Origin of the sequence: Pantoea sp. S61 (assembly GCF_016625145.1) — a bacterium.
Lineage (GTDB): Bacteria > Pseudomonadota > Gammaproteobacteria > Enterobacterales > Enterobacteriaceae > Pantoea > Pantoea rwandensis_B.
Map to the genome: position 1 here is coordinate 21298 of NZ_JACVUO010000007.1, position 21479 is coordinate 42776.

27 protein-coding genes are annotated in these 21479 nt (G+C 52.7%); 2 read left to right on the top strand and 25 right to left on the bottom strand.

Annotated features, from left to right (window positions below; translation table 11 throughout):
- Nucleotides 1-4: 4 nt before the first annotated feature.
- The 17 genes from rpsS to fkpA form a co-directional block, all read right to left on the bottom strand.
- On the bottom strand, nucleotides 5-283 hold the full coding sequence (gene rpsS, locus IAE30_RS14855) for a 30S ribosomal protein S19 (protein WP_001138115.1): 279 nt from the start codon (nucleotides 281-283) through the stop codon (nucleotides 5-7).
- A 16-nt stretch (nucleotides 284-299) separates the two neighbouring features.
- Complete coding sequence (gene rplB, locus IAE30_RS14860) at nucleotides 300-1121, bottom strand: 50S ribosomal protein L2 (RefSeq protein WP_034830746.1); 822 nt, start codon at nucleotides 1119-1121, stop codon at nucleotides 300-302.
- Between the two features lie 17 nt (nucleotides 1122-1138).
- Entirely contained in the window at nucleotides 1139-1441 is a 303-nt protein-coding gene (gene rplW / locus IAE30_RS14865; protein WP_034830749.1) for a 50S ribosomal protein L23, read from the bottom strand.
- On the bottom strand, nucleotides 1438-2043 hold the full coding sequence (rplD, locus tag IAE30_RS14870) for a 50S ribosomal protein L4 (RefSeq protein ID WP_034830751.1): 606 nt from the start codon (nucleotides 2041-2043) through the stop codon (nucleotides 1438-1440). The genes rplW and rplD overlap by 4 nt, the downstream gene beginning before the upstream one ends.
- Nucleotides 2044-2053: 10 nt before the next feature.
- Complete coding sequence (gene rplC / locus IAE30_RS14875; protein WP_038644330.1) at nucleotides 2054-2680, bottom strand: 50S ribosomal protein L3; 627 nt, start codon at nucleotides 2678-2680, stop codon at nucleotides 2054-2056.
- A 32-nt stretch (nucleotides 2681-2712) separates the two neighbouring features.
- Nucleotides 2713-3024: a 30S ribosomal protein S10 gene (rpsJ, locus tag IAE30_RS14880; protein ID WP_006120582.1), complete on the bottom strand. Its 312-nt coding sequence runs from the start codon at nucleotides 3022-3024 to the stop codon at nucleotides 2713-2715.
- Nucleotides 3025-3347: 323 nt separating this feature from the next.
- Nucleotides 3348-3830 carry a bacterioferritin gene (gene bfr / locus IAE30_RS14885; RefSeq protein WP_034830757.1) on the bottom strand — a complete coding sequence of 161 codons (483 nt, stop codon included), beginning with the start codon at nucleotides 3828-3830 and terminating at the stop codon, nucleotides 3348-3350.
- A 104-nt stretch (nucleotides 3831-3934) separates the two neighbouring features.
- Nucleotides 3935-4129, bottom strand: a complete 195-nt coding sequence (bfd, locus tag IAE30_RS14890; RefSeq protein ID WP_045816954.1) for a bacterioferritin-associated ferredoxin — start codon at nucleotides 4127-4129, stop codon at nucleotides 3935-3937.
- A gap of 176 nt (nucleotides 4130-4305) precedes the next feature.
- The gene (gene tuf / locus IAE30_RS14895; RefSeq protein WP_034830763.1) at nucleotides 4306-5490 is read right to left on the bottom strand and encodes an elongation factor Tu; all 1185 of its coding nucleotides are present in this window, start codon (nucleotides 5488-5490) and stop codon (nucleotides 4306-4308) included.
- A 69-nt stretch (nucleotides 5491-5559) separates the two neighbouring features.
- Nucleotides 5560-7674 (bottom strand): elongation factor G, encoded by a 2115-nt coding sequence (gene fusA / locus IAE30_RS14900; protein ID WP_038644327.1) that lies wholly within the window; start codon nucleotides 7672-7674, stop codon nucleotides 5560-5562.
- 93 nt (nucleotides 7675-7767) lie between these two features.
- A complete protein-coding gene (gene rpsG / locus IAE30_RS14905) occupies nucleotides 7768-8238 on the bottom strand; it encodes a 30S ribosomal protein S7 (protein WP_007886246.1) in 471 nt (156 codons plus the stop codon).
- A gap of 96 nt (nucleotides 8239-8334) precedes the next feature.
- The gene (gene rpsL, locus IAE30_RS14910; protein ID WP_006120575.1) at nucleotides 8335-8709 is read right to left on the bottom strand and encodes a 30S ribosomal protein S12; all 375 of its coding nucleotides are present in this window, start codon (nucleotides 8707-8709) and stop codon (nucleotides 8335-8337) included.
- 126 nt (nucleotides 8710-8835) lie between these two features.
- A complete protein-coding gene (gene tusB, locus IAE30_RS14915) occupies nucleotides 8836-9123 on the bottom strand; it encodes a sulfurtransferase complex subunit TusB (RefSeq protein WP_034830769.1) in 288 nt (95 codons plus the stop codon).
- Between the two features lie 9 nt (nucleotides 9124-9132).
- Entirely contained in the window at nucleotides 9133-9492 is a 360-nt protein-coding gene (tusC, locus tag IAE30_RS14920) for a sulfurtransferase complex subunit TusC (protein ID WP_038644324.1), read from the bottom strand.
- A complete protein-coding gene (gene tusD / locus IAE30_RS14925) occupies nucleotides 9492-9878 on the bottom strand; it encodes a sulfurtransferase complex subunit TusD (protein WP_038644322.1) in 387 nt (128 codons plus the stop codon). Before tusD ends, tusC begins: the two co-directional genes overlap by 1 nt.
- Nucleotides 9878-10600 (bottom strand): transcriptional regulator, encoded by a 723-nt coding sequence (locus IAE30_RS14930; RefSeq protein WP_034830776.1) that lies wholly within the window; start codon nucleotides 10598-10600, stop codon nucleotides 9878-9880. Before IAE30_RS14930 ends, tusD begins: the two co-directional genes overlap by 1 nt.
- A gap of 257 nt (nucleotides 10601-10857) precedes the next feature.
- Nucleotides 10858-11688, bottom strand: a complete 831-nt coding sequence (gene fkpA, locus IAE30_RS14935) for an FKBP-type peptidyl-prolyl cis-trans isomerase (protein WP_045833796.1) — start codon at nucleotides 11686-11688, stop codon at nucleotides 10858-10860.
- 279 nt (nucleotides 11689-11967) lie between these two features.
- On the opposite strand from fkpA, the gene IAE30_RS14940 reads away from it, so the two are divergent.
- Nucleotides 11968-12186: a SlyX family protein gene (locus IAE30_RS14940; protein WP_034830802.1), complete on the top strand. Its 219-nt coding sequence runs from the start codon at nucleotides 11968-11970 to the stop codon at nucleotides 12184-12186.
- 46 nt (nucleotides 12187-12232) lie between these two features.
- Here the strand turns inward: IAE30_RS14940 and slyD are convergent, their stop codons facing one another.
- From slyD to kefG, 4 genes are all read right to left on the bottom strand, one after another.
- The gene (slyD, locus tag IAE30_RS14945) at nucleotides 12233-12787 is read right to left on the bottom strand and encodes a peptidylprolyl isomerase (RefSeq protein ID WP_200680277.1); all 555 of its coding nucleotides are present in this window, start codon (nucleotides 12785-12787) and stop codon (nucleotides 12233-12235) included.
- Nucleotides 12788-12980: 193 nt separating this feature from the next.
- Nucleotides 12981-13175 carry a YheV family putative zinc ribbon protein gene (locus tag IAE30_RS14950; protein ID WP_034830784.1) on the bottom strand — a complete coding sequence of 65 codons (195 nt, stop codon included), beginning with the start codon at nucleotides 13173-13175 and terminating at the stop codon, nucleotides 12981-12983.
- 46 nt (nucleotides 13176-13221) lie between these two features.
- The gene (kefB, locus tag IAE30_RS14955; RefSeq protein WP_200680279.1) at nucleotides 13222-15024 is read right to left on the bottom strand and encodes a glutathione-regulated potassium-efflux system protein KefB; all 1803 of its coding nucleotides are present in this window, start codon (nucleotides 15022-15024) and stop codon (nucleotides 13222-13224) included.
- Entirely contained in the window at nucleotides 15024-15575 is a 552-nt protein-coding gene (gene kefG, locus IAE30_RS14960) for a glutathione-regulated potassium-efflux system ancillary protein KefG (RefSeq protein WP_034830789.1), read from the bottom strand. Before kefG ends, kefB begins: the two co-directional genes overlap by 1 nt.
- Before the next feature lie 115 nt (nucleotides 15576-15690).
- Here kefG and IAE30_RS14965 point away from each other — a divergent pair, with 115 nt between their 5' ends.
- Nucleotides 15691-17595: an ABC transporter ATP-binding protein gene (locus IAE30_RS14965; protein WP_038644318.1), complete on the top strand. Its 1905-nt coding sequence runs from the start codon at nucleotides 15691-15693 to the stop codon at nucleotides 17593-17595.
- Nucleotides 17596-17916: 321 nt separating this feature from the next.
- On the opposite strand, the gene tauD is transcribed toward IAE30_RS14965, so the two are convergent.
- The 4 genes from tauD to tauA are packed head-to-tail and all read right to left on the bottom strand — an operon-like array spanning nucleotide 17917 to nucleotide 21335.
- Complete coding sequence (gene tauD, locus IAE30_RS14970; protein WP_038644316.1) at nucleotides 17917-18756, bottom strand: taurine dioxygenase; 840 nt, start codon at nucleotides 18754-18756, stop codon at nucleotides 17917-17919.
- Entirely contained in the window at nucleotides 18753-19580 is an 828-nt protein-coding gene (gene tauC, locus IAE30_RS14975; protein ID WP_038644315.1) for a taurine ABC transporter permease TauC, read from the bottom strand. Before tauC ends, tauD begins: the two co-directional genes overlap by 4 nt.
- Nucleotides 19577-20344 (bottom strand): taurine ABC transporter ATP-binding subunit, encoded by a 768-nt coding sequence (gene tauB, locus IAE30_RS14980; protein ID WP_038644313.1) that lies wholly within the window; start codon nucleotides 20342-20344, stop codon nucleotides 19577-19579. The genes tauC and tauB overlap by 4 nt, the downstream gene beginning before the upstream one ends.
- 10 nt (nucleotides 20345-20354) lie before the next feature.
- Nucleotides 20355-21335 carry a taurine ABC transporter substrate-binding protein gene (tauA, locus tag IAE30_RS14985; protein ID WP_370585607.1) on the bottom strand — a complete coding sequence of 327 codons (981 nt, stop codon included), beginning with the start codon at nucleotides 21333-21335 and terminating at the stop codon, nucleotides 20355-20357.
- Nucleotides 21336-21479: the final 144 nt, after the last annotated feature.

A 21479-nucleotide genomic window follows, 5' to 3' on the forward strand; every position in this document is an offset into this window, starting at 1 on the left:
CTACTTATTTCTTCTTGGCTTTCTTATCTGCAGCATGGCCGCGATAAGTACGTGTCGGTGCAAATTCACCCAGTTTGTGGCCGACCATTTCGTCGGATACAAAGACAGGAACGTGCTGACGACCATTATGGACAGCGATGGTCAAACCGATCATGTTAGGGAAGATCGTTGAACGACGGGACCAAGTGCGCAGGGGCTTCTTGTCACCGCTTTCCACCGCTTTCTCTACCTTCTTCAGCAAGTGCAGGTCAATAAAAGGACCTTTCTTGAGAGAACGTGGCATGGCTTATCCTCTAAAATTATTTGCTACGGCGACGTACGATAAATTTATCAGTACGCTTGTTGCTACGGGTCTTCTTACCTTTGGTCTGAACGCCCCACGGAGTTACCGGGTGCTTACCAAAGTTACGACCTTCACCACCACCGTGCGGGTGATCGACTGGGTTCATCGCAGTACCGCGAACGGTAGGACGAACACCACGCCAACGGGTTGCACCAGCTTTACCCAGAACGCGCAGCATGTGCTCAGCGTTACCGACTTCGCCCAGGGTTGCGCGGCAGTCGATTTCGACTTTACGCATTTCGCCTGAACGCAGACGCAGGGTTACGTAGGAACCATCACGCGCAACGATCTGCACGTAAGTACCAGCTGAGCGAGCAATCTGACCGCCTTTGCCTGGTTTCATTTCTACGTTGTGAACGGTAGAACCCACCGGGATGTTACGCATTGGCAGGGTGTTACCTGCTTTAATCGCAGCATCAACGCCAGATTGAACCTGATCACCAGCTTTCAGGCCTTTAGGGGCCAGGATGTAACGGCGCTCGCCATCTTTGTACAGAACCAGTGCGATATTCGCAGAACGGTTCGGATCGTACTCAAGACGCTCAACAACTGCTGGGATACCATCTTTGTTGCGTTTGAAGTCAACAATACGGTAAGCCTGCTTGTGACCACCACCGATATGACGGGTAGTGATACGACCATTGTTGTTACGACCACCGGATTTGCTGTTTTTTTCTAACAGCGGAGCAAAAGGTTTGCCCTTGTGCAGCTCTGGGTTCACCACTTTAACTACGTGACGACGACCCGGAGATGTCGGTTTACATTTAACAACTGCCATTGTCTTTCTCCTCCGACTTACTCAGCGCCGCCGACGAAGTCCAGGTTCTGGCCTTCCTTCAGGGTGACGTAAGCTTTTTTCCAGTCGCTACGACGACCGATACGCTGTCCGTGACGCTTAACTTTGCCCTTAACAACCAGGGTGTTTACGTCTTTAACTTCAACTTCGAACAGCTTCTCAACAGCAGCAACGATCTCTGCTTTGGTCGCGTCTTTAGCAACTTTGAGAACGATGGTATTGCTTTTTTCCATCGCAGTAGATGCTTTTTCAGATACGTGCGGTGCACGCACTACTTTCAGCAGACGTTCTTCACGGATCATGCCAGCATCTCCTCAACTTGCTTAACTGCTTCCGCAGTCATAACGACTTTGTCGAAGGCGATCAGGCTAACTGGGTCGATACCTGCTGCATCACGCACGTCAACCTTGTACAGGTTACGCGCAGCCAGGAACAGATTCTCATCCAGTTCACCGGTGATGATCAGCACATCTTCCAGCGCCATGTCTTTCAGTTTCTGTGCCAGCAGCTTAGTTTTAGGCGCTTCTACAGAGAACGTCTCGACAACGATCAGACGGTCCTGACGTACCAGTTCGGACAGGATGCTTTTCAGCGCGCCGCGGTACATCTTCTTGTTAACTTTTTGACTGTGGTCCTGTGGACGCGCAGCGAAGGTCACGCCACCTGAACGCCAGATCGGGCTCTTTACAGAACCTGAACGCGCACGGCCGGTACCTTTCTGGCGCCAAGGCTTTTTGCCTGAACCAGTTACTTCAGCACGAGTTTTCTGCGCACGAGTACCCTGACGAGCACCAGCGGCATAAGCAACAACAACCTGGTGAACCAGCGCTTCGTTGAAATCACGACCGAAGGTAGTTTCGGAAACAGTCAGCGCGCTCTGCGCGTCTTTCAGTACTAATTCCATTGCTATCCCCTTACGCCTTCACAGCTGGTTTAACAATCAGGTCGCTGCCGGTTGCACCCGGGACAGCACCTTTGACCAGCAGCAGGTTGCGCTCAGCGTCAACACGTACCACTTCCAGGCTCTGAACGGTTACGCGCTCGTTACCCAGTTGACCAGCCATTTTCTTGCCTTTGAACACTTTGCCCGGAGTCTGGTTCTGACCGATAGAACCCGGAACGCGGTGAGACAAGGAGTTACCGTGTGTAGCGTCCTGGGTACGGAAGTTCCAGCGCTTAACGGTACCTGCGAAACCTTTACCTTTAGAGGTACCGGTAACGTCTACTTTTTTAACGTCAGCGAAAATTTCAACACTGATGCTCTGGCCTACTGAGTACTCTTCACCTTCGGTGCGGAATTCCCACAGACCACGGCCAGCTTCAACGCCAGCTTTAGCAAAATGACCTGCTTCCGGCTTGCTCACACGGTTTGCTTTTTTAGCACCGGTGGTCACCTGGATAGCCTGGTAACCGTCGTTTTCCAGGCCTTTGACCTGAGTAACGCGGTTTGCTTCAACTTCGATTACGGTTACTGGGATTGAAACGCCATCTTCAGTGAAGATGCGAGTCATGCCCACTTTTTTACCGACTAAACCAATCATTGTATCAACCTCTCAATCGCTCGATGACCTGATTAACCCAGGCTGATCTGCACGTCAACACCGGCAGCCAGATCCAGACGCATCAGTGCATCAACGGTTTTTTCAGTTGGCTCAACGATGTCTACCAGACGCTTGTGAGTACGGATCTCGTACTGATCGCGCGCGTCTTTGTTAACGTGCGGAGAGATCAGAACGGTGAAACGCTCTTTGCGAGTTGGCAGCGGGATCGGACCACGTACCTGCGCACCAGTGCGCTTGGCAGTCTCAACGATTTCCGCGGTTGATTGATCGATCAGGCGATGATCAAACGCTTTAAGACGGATACGGATTCTTTGGTTCGACATGAGACCAAGGCTCCAAACATTTTATAAACGAAAAGAATTACTACCCACACCCATTACGATTGATGGAGGAGTGTAATCGTTCAGCATATAACTCCCCAATCGGGAGTATTGTCAGGTGATACATCGCTTGCTATCACCTGCGATTCTGCTCGAATCGCGCCATACCAATATCGGCAGGCCCGCGCATTATACGCAAATCAGTTCAGGAAGCAACCCGTGATGCGTTTTTAACCACATCAATTGCGGACTAAATGCGAAAAAGCCTGTATGGGGCTCGATATTTCCCCTTACAGGCTCTGTGACATTGCTACAACGAAAGGGTTTTAGTCTGTGCTTTCTTCTTTTAATTGCGCCTGCAGGTAATTCTGCAAACCGAGTTTTTGAATCAGGTCGAGTTCGGTTTCCAGCCAGTCAATGTGATGCTCTTCCTCGCCCAGAATCTCAATCATCATGTCGCGGCTTACGTAGTCATGTACCTTGTCGGCATAGGCAATCGCTTCACGTAAATCCTTCGCCCCTTCTAACTCCAACGTCAGATCGGACTGCAGCATTTCCGGTACATCTTCACCAATACGCAACCGGCCAAGATCCTGCAAATTTGGAATCCCTTCAAGAAAAAGAATGCGCTCGATGTATTTGTCCGCATGCTTCATTTCATCGATGGATTCGTGATACTCGACATCGTTGAGGCGAATAAGCCCCCAGTTTTTGAACATACGTGCATGAAGAAAGTACTGATTAATCGCAACCAGTTCATTCCCCAGTAGTTTATTGAGATGAGTTATGATTTTACTGTCGCCCTTCATTTTGCTTCCTCCGCTTCCAGGTAAATAGATCGTAGATGCGGATAAAAAGAAGTCAAAAAAACAGGACTGTTTTTGTGGTTATTGCCAGAGGATGTCGATTCGACCTAAGCGATTTCTTTGTACAGCGGTACCTTCAGCAACTCATCATCCATAATCTCGCGCGCAAAACGGATGCACTTACCACACTGTTTTCCGATAGGAACCAGTTGACGAAGATGTTGGATCGATTTGGGCTGATAGCGACGTACTACTTCACGGAGGGTTTTGTCACTCACGGCATTACACAGACAGACGTACATTTACTGCGACTCCAGTACAAATTCTGATCAAAGTGTAAATGAGAATAGTTTTTATTTCAAACGTAGCTTTTGTGTGGGATTGACTTGAGTGGCGAATTTCAGAAAAAAAAAAGAGCACCGAAGTGCTCTCTTTTCGTGCTGCGGCGGCTACCCAGGCAGCCACCGACATTCCGCGATTAAGCCAGAACTTCAGCAACAACGCCCGCACCAACAGTACGGCCGCCTTCACGGATTGCGAAACGCAGACCCTGATCCATCGCGATTGGGTGGATCAGCTCAACGGTCATTTTCACGTTGTCGCCTGGCATTACCATCTCAACGCCTTCTGGCAGCTCAACGTTACCAGTCACGTCAGTAGTACGGAAGTAGAACTGTGGACGGTAGCCTTTGAAGAACGGAGTATGACGGCCGCCTTCGTCTTTAGACAGGACGTATACTTCTGATACGAACTTGGTGTGTGGCTTGATGGTGCCTGGCTTAGCCAGTACCTGACCACGCTGGATGTCTTCACGCTTGATACCGCGCAGCAGAACACCACAGTTTTCACCCGCCTGACCCTGGTCCAGCAGCTTACGGAACATTTCAACGCCAGTACAGGTAGACTTAACAGTCGCCTTGATACCAACGATTTCAACTTCGTCGCCCACTTTAACGATACCGCGCTCAACACGACCGGTTACAACAGTACCACGGCCTGAGATTGAGAATACGTCTTCGATTGGCAGCAGGAACGGCAGGTCGATTGCACGTACTGGCTCTGGGATGTAGTTATCCAGGTGACCAGCCAGCTCAATGATCTTCTCTTCCCACTCAGCAACACCGTTCAGTGCCTGCAGAGCAGAACCGCGTACGATTGGAGTATCGTCGCCTGGGAAGTCGTATGCTGACAGCAGATCGCGAACTTCCATCTCTACCAGTTCCAGCAGCTCTTCATCATCAACCATGTCGCACTTGTTCAGGAACACGATGATGTAAGGAACGCCAACCTGACGACCCAGCAGGATGTGCTCACGGGTCTGTGGCATTGGGCCATCAGTCGCAGCAACAACCAGGATCGCGCCGTCCATCTGCGCAGCACCGGTGATCATGTTTTTCACATAGTCGGCGTGGCCTGGGCAGTCAACGTGTGCGTAGTGGCGAGTCGGGGTTTCATATTCAACGTGTGAAGTGTTGATGGTGATACCACGAGCTTTCTCTTCTGGTGCGTTATCGATCTGATCGAACGCTTTAGCAGAGCCGCCGTAGGTTTTAGCCAGAACGGTGGTGATAGCTGCAGTCAGAGTGGTTTTACCATGGTCAACGTGACCGATGGTGCCAACGTTTACGTGCAGTTTGTTACGCTGAAATTGCTCTTTCGCCATGGCGATAATTCCTTACGTTGTGCCTTCATGAGTCATGAAGGCATCAGTTCACAATTTTTAAACCGTAGCTTATTTGCTACGAGCTTCAATAACGGCCTGAGCGACGTTGTTCGGCGCATCATCGTACTTCAGGAACTCCATGGAGTAAGAAGCACGGCCTTTGGTCAGAGAACGCAGCTGGGTTGCATATCCGAACATTTCAGACAGCGGAACTTCAGCATGAATCTGAACGCCAGTAGCGTTAGATTCCTGTCCTTTGAGCATACCACGACGACGGCTAAGGTCACCGATAACGTCACCGGTGTTCTCTTCCGGAGTCTCTACTTCAACCTTCATGATCGGCTCAAGCAGAACTGGCTGTGCTTTCTTAAAGCCATCTTTGAAGGCTAAAGAAGCGGCCAGTTTAAACGCCAGCTCAGAGGAGTCAACGTCATGGTAAGAACCGAAGTGCAGACGAACACCCAGGTCAACTACCGGATAACCGGCCAGTGGACCAGACTTCAGCTGCTCCTGGATACCTTTATCAACCGCAGGGATGTATTCAGTTGGAATCACACCGCCCTTGATATCGTTGACAAATTCGTAGCCTTTCGGGTTAACACCCGGCTCCAGTGGGTACATGTCGATAACAACATGACCGTACTGACCACGACCACCAGACTGCTTAGCGTGTTTACCTTCAACATCGGTAACTTTAGAACGAATCGCTTCGCGATAAGCAACCTGTGGTTTACCGACGTTCGCTTCAACGTTGAACTCACGCTTCATACGGTCAACGATGATGTCGAGGTGCAGCTCACCCATACCCGCGATGATGGTCTGATTAGATTCTTCGTCAGTCCATACACGGAATGATGGATCTTCTTTCGCCAGACGACCCAGAGCCAGACCCATTTTTTCCTGGTCAGCTTTGGTTTTCGGCTCAACGGCGATAGAGATTACCGGCTCTGGGAATTCCATGCGCTCAAGAATGATGACATTTTCTGGATCACACAGGGTGTCACCAGTGGTCACATCTTTCAGGCCGATCGCTGCTGCGATGTCGCCCGCACGAACTTCTTTGATCTCTTCACGTTTGTTTGCGTGCATCTGAACGATACGGCCCAGACGCTCACGGTTTGACTTAACCGGGTTGAACACGGTGTCACCGGTGTTAACAACACCAGAGTAAACGCGGAAGAAGGTCAGGTTACCCACAAACGGGTCGGTTGCGATTTTGAACGCCAGAGCAGCAAACGGCTCGTTGTCGTCAGAATGACGCTCAGCCGGCGTGTCTTTACCGTCGTCCAGCATACCGTTGATCGCGGTAACGTCAGTCGGTGCTGGCAGGTATTCAACAACCGCATCCAGCATCGCCTGAACACCTTTGTTCTTAAATGCAGAACCACAGGTTACCAGGATGATTTCGTTTTTCAGCACGCGCTTACGCAGAGAAGTTTTGATCTCTTCTTCAGTCAGCTCTTCACCGCCGAAGAATTTCTCCATCAGCTCATCAGAACCTTCAGCAGCGGCTTCAACCAGGTTGGCACGCCACTCTTCAGCCAGTTCCTGCATATCAGCTGGGATATCTTCGTAAACGAAGGTAACGCCCTGATCTTCATCGTTCCAGTTGATGGCTTTCATTTTCACCAGGTCAACAACACCGGTGAATTTCTCTTCTGCGCCAATAGCCAGCTGAAGTGGAACCGGGTTTGCACCCAGGCGCGTTTTCATCTGGTCAACAACTTTCAGGAAGTTAGCACCCATGCGGTCCATTTTGTTAACGAACGCGATGCGTGGAACTTTATATTTGTTAGCCTGGCGCCATACGGTTTCAGACTGTGGCTGAACACCACCAACCGCACAGTAAACCATTACTGCGCCATCAAGCACACGCATAGAACGCTCAACTTCGATGGTGAAGTCAACGTGTCCCGGGGTGTCAATGATGTTGACGTGGTGTGGCTCGAACTGCTTAGCCATACCTGACCAGTAACAGGTGGTTGCAGCGGAAGTGATGGTAATACCACGTTCCTGTTCCTGCTCCATCCAGTCCATGGTTGCGGCGCCGTCATGCACTTCACCGATTTTGTGGTTTACACCGGTGTAGAACAGAACACGTTCGGTAGTGGTAGTTTTACCGGCGTCGATGTGAGCACTGATACCGATGTTACGATAGCGCTCAATGGGTGTTTTACGAGCCATTTGATTCCTCTGATTCTGAGACGTTCTAAGTTAAAAAAGCCCAGCAGGTAAGCCACTGGGACGCCCGCTGGGTTAATAACAACTACGTGGCTGTTACCAGCGGTAGTGTGCGAACGCCTTGTTGGCTTCAGCCATACGGTGAACGTCTTCACGTTTCTTAACTGCAGTACCTTTGTTCTCTGCAGCGTCAGAAAGTTCGTTCGCCAGGCGAAGAGCCATTGATTTATCACCGCGTTTACGAGCAGCTTCAACGATCCAACGCATTGCCAGAGCATTACGACGAACCGGACGGACTTCAACTGGAACCTGGTAGGTTGAACCACCAACGCGACGTGACTTAACTTCTACAGTCGGACGTACGTTTTCGAGAGCAACTTCGAAAGCTTCCAGACCATCTTTACCTGCACGTTGAGCCAGGGTATCAAGTGCGGTATAGACGATAGATTCTGCAGTAGATTTTTTACCATCTACCATCAGGATGTTTACAAATTTAGCCAGCAATTCTGATCCGAACTTAGGATCTGGCAGGATTTTACGCTGACCAATGACGCGACGACGTGGCATGGAAATACTCCGTTGTTAATTCAGGATTGTCCAAAACTCTACGAGTTTATTTTGACATTAAAGTGAAAATGTTTGGCCTTACTTAACGGAGAACCATTAAGCCTTTGGCTTCTTCACGCCGTACTTGGAGCGTGACTGCTTACGGTCTTTAACACCTGAGCAGTCAAGCGCGCCGCGAACGGTGTGGTAACGCACACCTGGCAAGTCTTTAACACGACCGCCACGGATCAGGATCACTGAGTGTTCCTGGAGGTTATGACCTTCACCGCCGATGTAGGAGGTAACTTCAAAACCGTTAGTCAAACGCACACGGCAAACTTTACGCAGTGCTGAGTTTGGTTTTTTAGGGGTAGTGGTGTACACACGAGTACAAACACCACGTTTCTGCGGGCAAGCTTCCAGCGCAGGCACGTTGCTCTTTGCAACTTTGCGTACGCGTGGTTTGCGAACCAGCTGGTTAACTGTTGCCATTAAATAGCTCCTGGGATTTAGCTTTTTGCTTCGTAAACACGTAATAAATCGCCTCGTATTACTACGAGGAGGCAGAATTTTAGGGCTGTGTCAAAAGGGTGTCAAGAAATAACCAGGTTTTCCTTGCTACCAGGCCACTTGTTGTTGGTGCTTCACCGTCATCGCAACGAAACCAGTATAGTCCAAACGTGCTACTTTGGTCGAAATTTGCTCAACCAACCCACGCGCGACCACATCTTCCTCAAGGACCCAAAGCGCGGCCGGAGAGGCTTGCAGCTTGATGAACATCTGGCTGCCCTCAAGCGCCGCCGTGACGCCATCCTGCATTAGCAGCAAATCGTCGCCCTCCTGCATCAGCAGTAACAGGCTATCGATATCGCATTGCCAGGGTGATTGCAGCAGCGTGTAGAGCATGTTGGATTCTCAGAAACGAAGGATTCGATGATAAGTGGCGAGTGTCTGGCGCAGTGTCGCGGCATCCAGCACTTCAGCCGTCATCACACGTTCAGCAGTCAGACTTTGCCCACGCGCATCAAGTGACTCGCGGCAGACGAAACACTGGTCGATGTCGTAGAGATCGAGCACGCCAAACGTCGCGATATAGTTGCGAGCCAAAATCTGCTCAGGCTGCTGTTCGCGTTGCAGTTGCAGCACGCCATCGCCAATAAAGAACAGTCCAATGTCTTCGCTGAGCGCGCCAGTAGCCAGCACCGCATCCAGCCCTTCCCTGCCCGCGCTGCTACCGTGAGGTGCCTGAGTGAAAAGAAATGCCACGCGATTCATCAGAATTGCACCAGACGATCACAGCTCAGCGCGGCTTCTGCCAGCGCACCTAAGCCGCTCAGTTCAAAACCAGGCTGCAAATTACTGCCTGCCAGTTGCAAGCGAGTGGCTTCCTGTTCATCCGTCACGCCACGGCGCAATGCGGCAGCCACGCAAATATTCAGCGCGGCACCGCTCTCTTCGCGCAGTTGTTGCCATGCGCGCACCACATCCACTTCATCGCTGGCAGGTGCACTAAGCTGGTTGGCATTCAGCACGCCTTCTCTATAAAAGAAAACACTTTCCAGCTGATGCCCTGCTTTGAGCAACGCACGAGCAAACAGCAATGCACTACTGGCATGCTGCGTACCGTACGCCGGCCCCGTCACCAGCAAGGTATAGCGCATTAGCGATCCTGCCCCTGGAAGTCACCGCTTTTGAACTGACGGATGTAGAGGTAAACCGTGTGCTTAGAAATATTGAGACGGTCAGCGACCTGGTTAATCGCATCCTTGATATCAAAAATTCCCTTCTCATACAGGTTGAGCACAATCTGGCGATTCTTGGCGTTGTTCGAGACGTTGCGGTCGTTACTCACTTCCTCAATGGTAAATTCCAGCGTTTGCATCACCAGGTCTTCGACTGAGCTGGCAAAGTTGACGTTGGAGTCCACCTGCTGCATCTCGGGCGGCATAAAGGTCGACATAATCTGCGAGAACGGCACATCAAGGTTCATGTTGATACACAGCAGGCCAATCACTCGCTGCTGACGATTGCGAATCGCAATGGTGACAGATTTCATCAGCACACCGCTTTTGGCGCGCGTGAAGTAAGCACGGGACACATTGCTGTCTGCGCCATGCATATCATGCAGCATGCGCAATGCCAAATCGGTAATCGGCGAGCCCACTTTACGGCCGGTATGTTCACCGTTGGCGATGCGCACGGCGGAGCATTTCAAATCTTCCAGTGAATGCAGCACGATTTCGCAGTGCGAGCCGATCAGCATCGCGAGGCCATCAACGACGGCTTCGTAAGATTTGAGAATATCGTAATCGGCTTGCTCGAACGGACGTTGCTCCAGTAAATCGAAGTCAGTCAGTTCACCGGGATTGAATGGATTAGACATCGAAGACATTACCCTAAATGGCTGGAGCCTGTCTCGACAGCTTTGGGGCAGACTCATATTGTGATAGTTGTGCAGGCGCTAGTCTGGCAAATGTCGGGATGTTTAGCCAGAGCTTTACTCATTCCCCTAAACAATTTGGGTTGCTGCAAGACGGCATGTTCGTTCAGACCTGAGCATTGCGAGTACAGCCAGCGAATCTCAAGTCTGGCGGACAAATAAAAACGCCGCCCGGAGGCGGCGTCAGAAGCGCAAGCAGATTACTGCGCTTTCTTATCAGCAGCGGCCGGAGCCTGTGCTTTCTCATCCGCTTTTGGCGCTGGCTTGATATCCAGCAGCTCAACATCAAATACCAGCGTTGAGTTGGCCGGAATGCCCGGAACGCCATTTTTGCCGTAAGCCAGGTTCGGTGGGATAACCAGCTTGATCTTGCCGCCTTTCTTCACGTGCTTCAGACCTTCGGTCCAGCCTGGGATCACGCCGTCGAGACGGAATGACAGTGGCTCGCCACGGGTGTAAGAGTTATCGAACTCGGTACCGTCGATCAGCGTACCTTTATAGTTCACGACGACGGTGTCGCTGTCTTTAGGTGCGTCACCGGTGCCTTCTTTCTCAACCTGATACAGCAAGCCAGATTCAGTTTTCTTCACGCCTTTTTCTTTGGCGAATTTATCAGCGTAAGCGGCCCCCTTGTCAGAGTTCTCTTTCGCGTCTTTTTCCATCTTGGCCTGTGCAGCGCCTTTCACGCGGCCTTCGAAGGCTTGCAGTGTCTGCTCGATCTCTTGATCAGACAGTTTGCTCTTGCCACCGAATGCATCCTGAACACCTGCGATCAACTGATCTTTGTCCAGTTTGATGCCCAGCTTCTCTTGTTCCTTCAGAGAGTTGTCCATGTAGCGACCCAAAGAGGCACCCAGCGCATAAGCTGACTGCTGGTCTTCGTTTTTGAAGGCAGCATTTTTCGGTGCCTGCGGTGCTGCCTGAGCAGCGTCAGCCGGAGCCGCAGCGGTTTCAGCTGCCATTGCCAGCGGTGCATTCAGCGCAATGGCCATGGTGGTAGCTAACAATGTGACTTTAAACAGTGATTTCATCCTTTCTCCAAAACCGAAGCATCTAAACCTCGGGAATCATTGCGGACAGTGGCCCACACTATAACTTTACGTGGCAGCGGCGAACACTCCCACAACGTAATTACCCGCTTAACATCCGACCTTTTTTGCATCAGGAAGTTTCACCAGAGGTGAAGGCATTAGCGCTGATTTCAACCGCAAAGCCCCATAAAGGTTAAAAATCGGGTGATTCTGGCGCTAAAGGCCGTAGAATCACGCCCGATACGCGCCAGGCGCAGCACCGTGACAGGAGAAGAGATGATGCAGCATGAAGAGTGGGAACAACGCCTTGAGGCGCTGGAGAGCAAACTGGCATTTCAGGAGCATACCATCGATCAGCTCAATCTGACGGTGACTCAACACGAACTAGAGATGAGTCGTATGCGCGAACAGGTACGTTTATTAGTGGATAAAGTGAAAGCAGCGACACCCTCACCGATTGCTTCGCAGTCCGAAGAGACGCCACCACCGCACTATTAAAGCAAAAGGCCACCCGGAGGTGGCCTTTTGTTGTTCAATGCAGAACTTAGTGGCTGCAGCCGCAACCGCCAGTACCACAACCTCCCTGGCCGTGATCGTGACCATGGTCGTGATTGTGGTCATGATGATGACCATCCGCGCCATGCACATGGCCGTGAGCGATTTCTTCTTCCGTTGCTTCACGGATCGCTACCACTTCCACGTTGAAGTTCAGGTTCTGACCCGCCAGCATGTGGTTACCATCAACCACAACGTGCTCGTCTTCCACTTCGGTGATTTCAACCGGCACTGGACCCTGATCGGTTTCTGCCAGGAAGCGCATGCCAACCTGCAGTTCGTCGACGCCCATGAACACGTCTTTTGGTACACGCTGCACCAGGTTGTCATCGTACTGACCGTAAGCGTCGTTTGCTGGAATATGCACATCAAACTTATCGCCAACCGCGTGATTTTCCAGCGCTTTTTCCAGACCAGAAATCAGGGAACCATGACCGTGCAGATAGTCCAACGGTGCACTCACCGGTGACTCGTCAACCAACACACCGTCTTCGGTACGAACCTGATACGCCAGGCTCACCACCAGGTCTTTTGCTACTTTCATGATATCTCCTAACCGTTGAGAACTGAGATCCCGTCTCATTGGTCTATTTTGCGTGCAATAACCAACCAGAAAGGTTCAAGACTGAGGATGCCAACAAATGTGTTGCTGCATACTGCTCAGCGTTAATGGCGCCGATTGTAGCGGAATTCAATCCCGCTGTAAGTTTAAGCTTAAAAAAAGCTGCGCCATTCCGCTACTCAGGATGAAAAATGCCGATCACTTGCTCATTGCTGCGCACCTTATCGCGAACTTGTTTATCCGCTTCACGCATTTGATGGCCGCACTGCACGCACTCCACCACTTCGACATTGTTTTCACGCCATAACGCCAGCGTGTCTTTTTCCTGACATTGCGGACATACCGCACCAGCAATAAAACGTTTACGCATACTCTTTCCTGCCCGCTATTAAGCAACGGATATGTTAAGTGTAGTCCTACTCGTCATCCCAACCGTCGATCTGGCGCTTTTCATGCTGCATTTCGCGCTGGAAGATGTCTTCTAACTCACGGCGAGCTTCACGCACACGTGAGGCCTGCGCGTTATCATCGTGGCTTGGCACCAGCTCACGCAGCATGCGCATATCGAGTCGACGGAAGTGCTGTTGCGCACGTTGCGCCTGATGCGGATGCATGCCGAGTGAAATTAGCGTCTTGCGCCCCAGTTCCAGCGCACTGGAGAAGGTTTCACGCGAGAACAGCGTGACGCCCGCTTGCAATAATTCATGGGCTTCCACACGGCCACGCGCACGCGCCAGGATTTCCAACTGCGGGAAGTGCTGCTGGCAAAGGTGAACGATGGACATCGAATCTTCTGGATCATTGCAGGTAATCACAATGGATTGTGCATTCTCCGCACCGGCAGCACGCAGTAACTCAAGCTCAGTGGCATCGCCATAGTAAACCTTATAGCCATATTTGCGCATCAGGCTGACAGCCGAGATGTCACGCTCCAGCACCGTAATCCGCTTATTGTTAGCCATCAGCAAGCGGCCCACCACCTGACCAAAACGACCAAAGCCCACCACAATCACCTGCGGCTGATCATCTTCGACAAACGGCTTCTCATTGTCATCATCGGGCTCATTGAACCGACGTGCGAGAATTTTATCTACACCCTGCATCAACAGCGGTGTAGTCATCATCGACAGCGTCACCGTCACCAGCAACAGGGGTAATTGATCGCCGCTAAACAGTTTGGCCGACGAGGCCGCCGAAAACAGCACAAAAGCAAATTCACCGCCCTGGCTAAGCACCCCGGCAAACTGCAGGCGCTCGGAACTGCGTAAGCCATAAATACGGCCCAGCACATAGAGCACCAGCGTTTTCACCGCCACCAGAATCACTACGCCAAGGATAATTTCCGCGATATGGGTATAGAGCACGCCCAAATTCAGCGCCATGCCGACGGAAATAAAGAACAGCCCGAGCAGCAACCCTTTGAAGGGTTCGATCGCCACTTCAAGCTCGTGCCGATATTCACTCTCGGCCAGCAGGATCCCGGCGATAAAGGTGCCGAGGGCCATCGACAGCCCTAGCATATCCATAAACAGCGCCGAGCCCAGCACCAGTAATAATGAAGCCGCCGTGAACACTTCACGCACACCGGAAGCGGCGATAAAGCGGAAAATCGGACGCAGCAGATAACGGCCACCCACCAGCATGCCGGCAAACGCCAGCACCTTCATACCCACTTTCAGCCAGTCAACATGACCGCTGTCCCCACCGGCCAGCAAGGGCACAAGTGCTAATGCGGGGATGACAGCCAAATCCTGGAAGAGGAGCACTGAGAAGCCGAGCTGTCCCGCTTCGCTACGATTCATGCCTTTATCGCGCATCAATTGCAGTGCCATGGCCGTGGAGGACATTGCCAGGCCAATCCCGCCGATAATCGCGGCCTGCCAGCTAAAGTTGGTTAGCCACAACAGCACACCAAGAATCGCCGCAGAAACCAATACCTGCGCAGCGCCCACGCCAAAGATTGAACGTCTTAACGCCCAGAGCTTGGCGGGATTCAACTCCAGCCCGATGATGAACATCAGGAACACCACGCCGAGTTCGGAGAAGTGCAGAATCTCATCAACGTCGCTGATAAAGCCTAGCCCCCACGGGCCGATGGCAATGCCGGCCAGCAGATAACCCAGTACGGCACCAATGCCAAGTCGTGCCGCAATCGGCACCACAACCACAGCAGCCACCAGATAAATCACTCCGGCGGTGAGTAACGTTTGACCTTCCATCACATCACTCCCTGCGGCAACGGTGACGAGAGCCAGTCACGGTAGGCGCGCGCATAATTGCGCATCACTTCCGGCGTCTGGCGGCGCGCCCAGTAGATCACCATCGGCGTCATCCAGTGCATACGACACATCTGCGCCGTCAGCTCAAACGGACGCATGATGTCGCTCATCGGATAACGATTCAGACCATTGTGGTGGTACGCGGTTTCTGGTTCTCCGGTGGTCACCACGCTGCGCCAGTACTTGCCCTCCAGCGCATTCCCGTCCTGACCGCTGGCAAACCCGCGCGACAACACGCGATCCAGCCACTCTTTCAGCAAAGCCGGGCAGCTATAGGTGTATAGCGGGTGCTGGAAAACAATGATTTGGTGTTCGCGCAACAACTGCTGCTCGTAATGAATATCGATAAAAAAGTCCGGATAGTGGGCGTATAAATCGTGCACCGTGACGTGGTCCAGTTCCATAGCCGACTGCAGCAAAACCCGATTAGCAATCGAATCCTGTGTTTCCGGATGGGCGTAAAGCAGCAAAATTTTGGGTGGCTGCGACATCGTTCCCCTCCAAAGCGTCGTCACCGCAGCGGAATTCCGCTACCATGCTCGACGCAACTAACCATTATTGAATTATGTTGCCGATAAATTAACATATTCTGACGATACGGCGCTTATGATTGTCTTTTCCGCATTACAAATACGCCGCGGCACCAACGTGCTGCTGGACAACGCAACAGCCACCATTAATCCCGGCCAAAAAGTCGGTTTGGTGGGTAAGAACGGCTGTGGAAAATCCACGCTGCTGTCGCTACTGAAGGGCGAAATTAGCAGTGATGCAGGCAATTTCACTTTCCCAGGTAACTGGGCGCTGGCATGGGTGAACCAGGAAACGCCGGCCCTCAGTAAAGCCGCGCTGGAATATGTTATCGACGGCGACCGCGAATATCGTCAGCTTGAATCCGAATTAGCTGATGCCAACGCCAGGGATGACGGCAACGCCATCGCCCTGCTGCATGGCAAGCTGGATGCGATTCAGGCGTGGAGCATACATGCTCGCGCCTCCAGCCTGCTGCACGGATTGGGCTTTAGCCAGGAACAATTAATGCGGCCGGTGAGTGATTTCTCCGGCGGCTGGCGTATGCGCCTTAACCTTGCGCAAGCGCTGGTGTGCCGCTCCGATCTGCTGCTACTTGATGAACCGACTAACCACCTCGATCTTGACGCCGTTATCTGGCTAGAGCGCTGGCTGAAAAGCTATGAAGGCACGCTGATCCTCATCTCGCATGACCGTGACTTCCTTGATCCGGTGGTGGATAAAATCATTCATATCGAACAGCAGACGATGTTCGAATACACCGGCAACTACAGCTCGTTCGAGCGCCAGCGCGTCGCCAAACTGGCGCAGCAGCAGGCGTTGTTCCAGAGCCAGCAGGAAAAAGTCCAGCACCTGCAAAAGTACATCGATCGCTTCCGCGCCCAGGCCACTAAAGCCAAACAGGCGCAGAGCCGTATCAAGATGCTGGAGCGCATGGAGTTAATTGCGCCGGCTCACGTCGATAACCCGTTCAGCTTCAGCTTCCGCGCACCAGAAAGCCTGCCGAATCCCTTACTGAAAATGGAGAAAGTCACGGCGGGTTACGGCGAACGCATCATTCTTGATGCCATCAAACTGAATCTGGTGCCGGGTTCACGCATCGGTCTGCTCGGCCGTAACGGTGCGGGTAAATCAACGCTGATCAAACTGCTGGCCGGCGAGATTGAAGCGCTGGATGGCAAAGTTGGCCTGGCAAAAGGCATCAAGCTTGGCTACTTCGCTCAGCATCAACTTGAATACCTGCGCGCCGATGAATCGCCATTGCAGCATCTGGCCCGCATTGCGCCACAAACGCTGGAACAACAGCTGCGTGATTATCTCGGCGGCTTCGGTTTCCAGGGGGATAAAGTCAGTGAAATCACCGAACGTTTCTCCGGCGGTGAAAAAGCGCGGCTGGTGCTGGCACTGATCGTCTGGCAACGTCCAAATCTGCTGCTACTCGATGAACCGACTAACCACCTCGATCTCGACATGCGTCAGGCATTGACCGAAGCGCTGATTGATTTCGAAGGCGCGCTGGTTGTGGTTTCGCATGACCGTCATTTACTACGATCCACCACCGACGATCTCTATCTGGTGCATGACCGCAAAGTCGATGTGTTTGAAGGCGATCTCGATGATTACCAGCAGTGGTTGAGCGATCTGCAAAAGCAGCAAGCCCAGCAGGATGCGGCACCGAAGCAGGATAACGCCAACAGCGCCCAGTCTCGTAAAGATCAGAAACGCCGCGATGCCGAACTGCGTGCGCAAACCCAGCCGTTGCGTAAAGAGATCGAGAAGTTAGAGAAGCAGATGGCGAAGTGGCAGAGCCAACTGAGCGAAGCGGAAGCGATGCTGTCAGACAGTGCGATTTACCATCAGAGTCGTAAAGCGGACCTCACTTCGGCGCTGCAACGCCAGGCTGAAAGCAAATCGGCGCTGGAAGACGTTGAAATGGCCTGGCTGGATGCGCAAGAACAGCTGGAGCAGATGCTGGCGGGCTAGCCGCTAGGTTGATTCTGTAGGGTTAGCATTTTGCGAACCTGGTAAATTGTGTTGCTGTTTATGTTGCTGCCGGGTTTGGTGTAAGGGCCAGAAAAGCCCCGCCCGATCGCAAAGGGATTACGCATCCATGCTGATCGACAGCCACATCCATGTGGCGGACGCTTTGCTCTTCGGGCGGGGCTTTCCTGTCCTGTTTAGATTCTCATCGCTGTATCTTGTGCGCTTGTCTGGATGTTTGCACACTTCGTAGCGGCGCAATTTATTGCGCATTTTTTTAGACACGCGCGATAAATAGTGCCGCTACGGATATGAATCAGCCAGTTAGAACGGCACATCACCCAGCACGGTTGCACGATGCATCACTCTACGCGCCGGATAATAATCCGCATTGGCATAATGCTGCGTGACGCGGTTATCCCAAATAGCCACATCATTCTCCTGCCAGCGCCAGCGCACCTGAAACTCCGGTTTTGCCGTGTGCCAGAACAGGAAATTCAGCAGTGCTTCGCTCTCCTTCTCACGCAATCCCAGTAAACGCGTCGTAAAGCCTTCATTCACAAACAGCGCCTTACGCCCGCTCACCGGGTGCGTGCGAATGACGGGATGGTGCACCGGCGGATGCTTCGCCACGGCCTGTTGCCAGCGTTGATGTTCCTCTTCAGTCTTACGGTATTTGTATTCCTGGAATGACTTCTTGAAATCGTGTTCTGCCTGTAAGCCACTCAGTAGCTGCTTGAAAGGCTCGGACAGCGCTTCATAAGCCGCAATCCCCGTGGACCACAGCGTGTCGCCACCGCTGTCCGGCAGCAGCTTCGACGCTAAAATCGCAATCGCTGGCGGCGTTTGAATAAAGGTCACATCGGTGTGCCAGTTATCGTTGTCCGGTGGATTATCCTGATGGGTATCCAGCACGATAATTTCTTCCACCCCCTCGGCATGCGGATACACCGGATGGATGTGCAGATCACCGAAGCGGATCGCCAGAGCGCGATGCTGTTCCGGTGTGATCACCTGATTACGCAGAAACAACACCTGATGGCGCAGCAGACCATGATAAAGCTGCTCAAACTGCGCGTCGCTTAACGGGCGGCTGAGATCAAGATCGCTAACCTGCGCACCGATATGCGGGCCCAGCGCGGTAAAAGTGATACGTTCGTTCATTGCTGTTCTCCATTCCAGGGCGTTAATCGGCGCTGCAAAGCGCGCAGACCCAGTTCTAAGCTAAAAGCGATCAAGGCAATCACGGCGATTCCGGCCAGTACCACATCAGTGGCAAGGAACTCGCCCGCTGACTGCACCATGAATCCCAGTCCGCGTGTGGCGGCAATCAGTTCGGCAGCCACCAGCGTTGACCAGCCGACGCCAAGGCCAATGCGCAAACCCGTGAGAATTTCCGGCAAGGCGCCCGGCAAGATGACAAAGCGCAGCAGCTGCCAGCGCGACGCGCCCAATGCTTGTGCAGCCCGAATCCGTACCTGCTGAGCATTTTTCACACCCGCCAACGTCGAGAGCGTCACCGGCGCGAAGATCGCCAGATATATCAGTAAAATTTTTGAGGTCTCACCGATACCAAACCAAATCACCATCAGCGGCAAATAAGCGAGCGGCGGCACCGGGCGATAGAGTTCAATCAGTGGATCGAGCAGCCCCCGAATCGCCGGGCTTAGGCCCATCGCAATGCCGACGGGAATGCCAATCAGCGCGGCAAAGAACAGCGCCACCAGCATGCGCGTCAGGCTGGCGCCCAGGTGCTGCCATAACGTGGCATCCATAAAGCCTTGCGGGCTGGCAATCAGCAGCAGCTTTTGCAGCACCTGCTGTGGCGGCGGCAGAAACAGAGGGGCCACCAAACCCAGCGTTGTGACGCCCCACCACACCAGCAGCAACAACGCGACACTCAGTAGACTCAATGAAAACTGGGGGGAAAACGGCCAGCGCAGTGTGCGTCGGCGAGTCTGGGTTTTCTCATCAATCACCGCACTCATACAAACGCCTCCCGCTGAGAAAAGACCTGATTCAGCACATATTCACGGCGCTCGATAAAGGCCGGGTCGGATTTAATACTGCGGCACGCTTCACCGGCAGCGAACCGCTGACCAAAATCGAGTTTGATACGCTCCACCACACGGCCGGGTCCCGGTGATAACAGCACCAGTTCGCTGGCAAGAAACACCGCTTCTTCAATATCGTGGGTAATCAGCAGAATTTGTTTGCCGGTATCGCGCCACAGCGTCAGCAGCAGGGTTTGCATCTGTTCGCGTGTAAAGGCATCCAGCGCACCAAATGGCTCATCTAAAAGCAGCAACTGAGGATCAGCCGCCAGCGCACGCGCAATCCCCACGCGCTGACGTTGACCCCCAGAGAGCTGCCAGATATAACGCTTTTCTGCCCCTTCCAGTCCGACTTTGCGGATTAAACGGCGAGCAATGGTGTGGCGTTCAGCCTTGTCCATTCCCGCCAGCTGCAAGCCAAACGCCACGTTATCGATCACGTTACGCCACGGCAGTAGCCCTTCATTCTGAAACACCACGCCGCGTTCTGCGCCCGGTCCATTTACCGCTTTACCATCAAGCGTGATACTGCCTGACTCCAGCGGCAGGAATCCGGCGATCAAGTTCAGTAAGGTGGTTTTGCCACAGCCAGACGGTCCCAGCACCACCAGCAGGTCGCGTTGATCCAGTTGCAGATTGATATCCTGCAGCGCGGGTTGTCCGGCGTAACGTGCATTCAGGTTGGTGATGCTGAGCATAGCGCCTCCGTTATTTCGCTAAAGGTGCAACAAATTGCGTGGTGACAAAGCTGCTGTAATCATTAGCCGCGTCCGGCACTTTGCCCTGCTCTTTCAGGAAGTGCGCGGTATCAACAATGGCTTTGTTCACTGGCTTGCCCAGCTGTTCAACCTGCTGCTGTGCGGTCAGGTAGGTATTGCCTTTGACCAGCACCGGCACATCGCTTTCCGGTACGCCACTCAGGCGCGCCAGTTTGCTGAGATTGTCGGGCTGCTTCAGCCACTGTTCTGGATTAGCAATGTAGGCTTGCTGTGCCTCAATCGCGCTGCGCGCAAAGGCAGTGACGATTTCAGGATGCTGCTGGGCGAAATCTTTGCGCACCACCCACACATCCAGCGTTGGCGATCCCCATTTGCCCACCTGAGAAGAGTCGGTTAACACCGTGCCATCCTTTTCCAGCTCGTTAACCGCCGGTGACCAGACGTACGCGCCGTCAATATCACCGCGTTTCCACGCCGCAATAATGGCAGGCGGTTGCAGATTCACTAACTGCACCTGCGACGGCTTGATGCCCCAATGCTTGAGCGCTGACAGCAGGCTGTAATGGGTGGTGGAGATGAAAGGCACGGCGATGCGTTTGCCAATCAGATCCTTGGGACGGGTGATGGATTTTTTGACCACCAGCGCTTCGGAATTGCCAAGCTGTGATGCCAGTAAGAAAGCTTCGATGGGCAACTGCTGTGTTGCCGCCACGGCTAACGGGCTGGACCCGATATTACCGATTTGCACATCACCGGAAGCCAATGCCCGCAGCACGCTGGCACCGCTATCAAACTTGCGCCAGTCCACCGTCGCGCCACTCTCTTTGGCAAAGGTGTTATCGGCCTGCGCCACTTTGGCCGGTTCCGCCGAGGTTTGATACGCCACGGTGACATTCACCGCCTGTACCTGAAACGCCATCAGGGCCAATGCTGCCGCCACTGCCGTTATTGTTTTTTTTACTGCCATCATCGTTCACCCCAATGTTATGTCGTGATGGCAGTTTCTCCAGCGGCTATAATTTCATAAAGGAATTAAAAATTATCCCTAATGAAAATCTGTTCTTAGATCAACATTGGGCAAGGATATGCGAAATATGCAAATGCAAAGAACGCG

What these genes read in the sequence shown, in the direction of transcription:
- IAE30_RS14950 (WP_034830784.1), bottom strand. Translation starts at nt 13,175, where the DNA reads ATGCGTAAACGTTTTATTGCTGGTGCGGTATGTCCGCAATGTCAGGAA.
- IAE30_RS14940 (WP_034830802.1), top strand. Translation starts at nt 11,968, where the DNA reads ATGCAGCATGAAGAGTGGGAACAACGCCTTGAGGCGCTGGAGAGCAAA.
- fusA (WP_038644327.1), bottom strand. Translation starts at nt 7,674, where the DNA reads ATGGCTCGTAAAACACCCATTGAGCGCTATCGTAACATCGGTATCAGT.
- IAE30_RS14930 (WP_034830776.1), bottom strand. Translation starts at nt 10,600, where the DNA reads ATGTCTAATCCATTCAATCCCGGTGAACTGACTGACTTCGATTTACTG.
- kefB (WP_200680279.1), bottom strand. Translation starts at nt 15,024, where the DNA reads ATGGAAGGTCAAACGTTACTCACCGCCGGAGTGATTTATCTGGTGGCT.
- rpsL (WP_006120575.1), bottom strand. Translation starts at nt 8,709, where the DNA reads ATGGCAACAGTTAACCAGCTGGTTCGCAAACCACGCGTACGCAAAGTT.
- rpsG (WP_007886246.1), bottom strand. Translation starts at nt 8,238, where the DNA reads ATGCCACGTCGTCGCGTCATTGGTCAGCGTAAAATCCTGCCAGATCCT.
- tusB (WP_034830769.1), bottom strand. Translation starts at nt 9,123, where the DNA reads ATGCTCTACACGCTGCTGCAATCACCCTGGCAATGCGATATCGATAGC.
- tauB (WP_038644313.1), bottom strand. Translation starts at nt 20,344, where the DNA reads ATGCTCAGCATCACCAACCTGAATGCACGTTACGCCGGACAACCCGCG.
- rpsS (WP_001138115.1), bottom strand. Translation starts at nt 283, where the DNA reads ATGCCACGTTCTCTCAAGAAAGGTCCTTTTATTGACCTGCACTTGCTG.
- tusC (WP_038644324.1), bottom strand. Translation starts at nt 9,492, where the DNA reads ATGAATCGCGTGGCATTTCTTTTCACTCAGGCACCTCACGGTAGCAGC.
- tauA (WP_370585607.1), bottom strand. Translation starts at nt 21,335, where the DNA reads ATGATGGCAGTAAAAAAAACAATAACGGCAGTGGCGGCAGCATTGGCC.
- tauD (WP_038644316.1), bottom strand. Translation starts at nt 18,756, where the DNA reads ATGAACGAACGTATCACTTTTACCGCGCTGGGCCCGCATATCGGTGCG.
- fkpA (WP_045833796.1), bottom strand. Translation starts at nt 11,688, where the DNA reads ATGAAATCACTGTTTAAAGTCACATTGTTAGCTACCACCATGGCCATT.
- IAE30_RS14965 (WP_038644318.1), top strand. Translation starts at nt 15,691, where the DNA reads ATGATTGTCTTTTCCGCATTACAAATACGCCGCGGCACCAACGTGCTG.
- rpsJ (WP_006120582.1), bottom strand. Translation starts at nt 3,024, where the DNA reads ATGTCGAACCAAAGAATCCGTATCCGTCTTAAAGCGTTTGATCATCGC.
- rplC (WP_038644330.1), bottom strand. Translation starts at nt 2,680, where the DNA reads ATGATTGGTTTAGTCGGTAAAAAAGTGGGCATGACTCGCATCTTCACT.
- kefG (WP_034830789.1), bottom strand. Translation starts at nt 15,575, where the DNA reads ATGTCGCAGCCACCCAAAATTTTGCTGCTTTACGCCCATCCGGAAACA.
- rplD (WP_034830751.1), bottom strand. Translation starts at nt 2,043, where the DNA reads ATGGAATTAGTACTGAAAGACGCGCAGAGCGCGCTGACTGTTTCCGAA.
- bfr (WP_034830757.1), bottom strand. Translation starts at nt 3,830, where the DNA reads ATGAAGGGCGACAGTAAAATCATAACTCATCTCAATAAACTACTGGGG.
- bfd (WP_045816954.1), bottom strand. Translation starts at nt 4,129, where the DNA reads ATGTACGTCTGTCTGTGTAATGCCGTGAGTGACAAAACCCTCCGTGAA.
- slyD (WP_200680277.1), bottom strand. Translation starts at nt 12,787, where the DNA reads ATGAAAGTAGCAAAAGACCTGGTGGTGAGCCTGGCGTATCAGGTTCGT.
- tusD (WP_038644322.1), bottom strand. Translation starts at nt 9,878, where the DNA reads ATGCGCTATACCTTGCTGGTGACGGGGCCGGCGTACGGTACGCAGCAT.
- tauC (WP_038644315.1), bottom strand. Translation starts at nt 19,580, where the DNA reads ATGAGTGCGGTGATTGATGAGAAAACCCAGACTCGCCGACGCACACTG.
- tuf (WP_034830763.1), bottom strand. Translation starts at nt 5,490, where the DNA reads ATGGCGAAAGAGCAATTTCAGCGTAACAAACTGCACGTAAACGTTGGC.
- rplW (WP_034830749.1), bottom strand. Translation starts at nt 1,441, where the DNA reads ATGATCCGTGAAGAACGTCTGCTGAAAGTAGTGCGTGCACCGCACGTA.
- rplB (WP_034830746.1), bottom strand. Translation starts at nt 1,121, where the DNA reads ATGGCAGTTGTTAAATGTAAACCGACATCTCCGGGTCGTCGTCACGTA.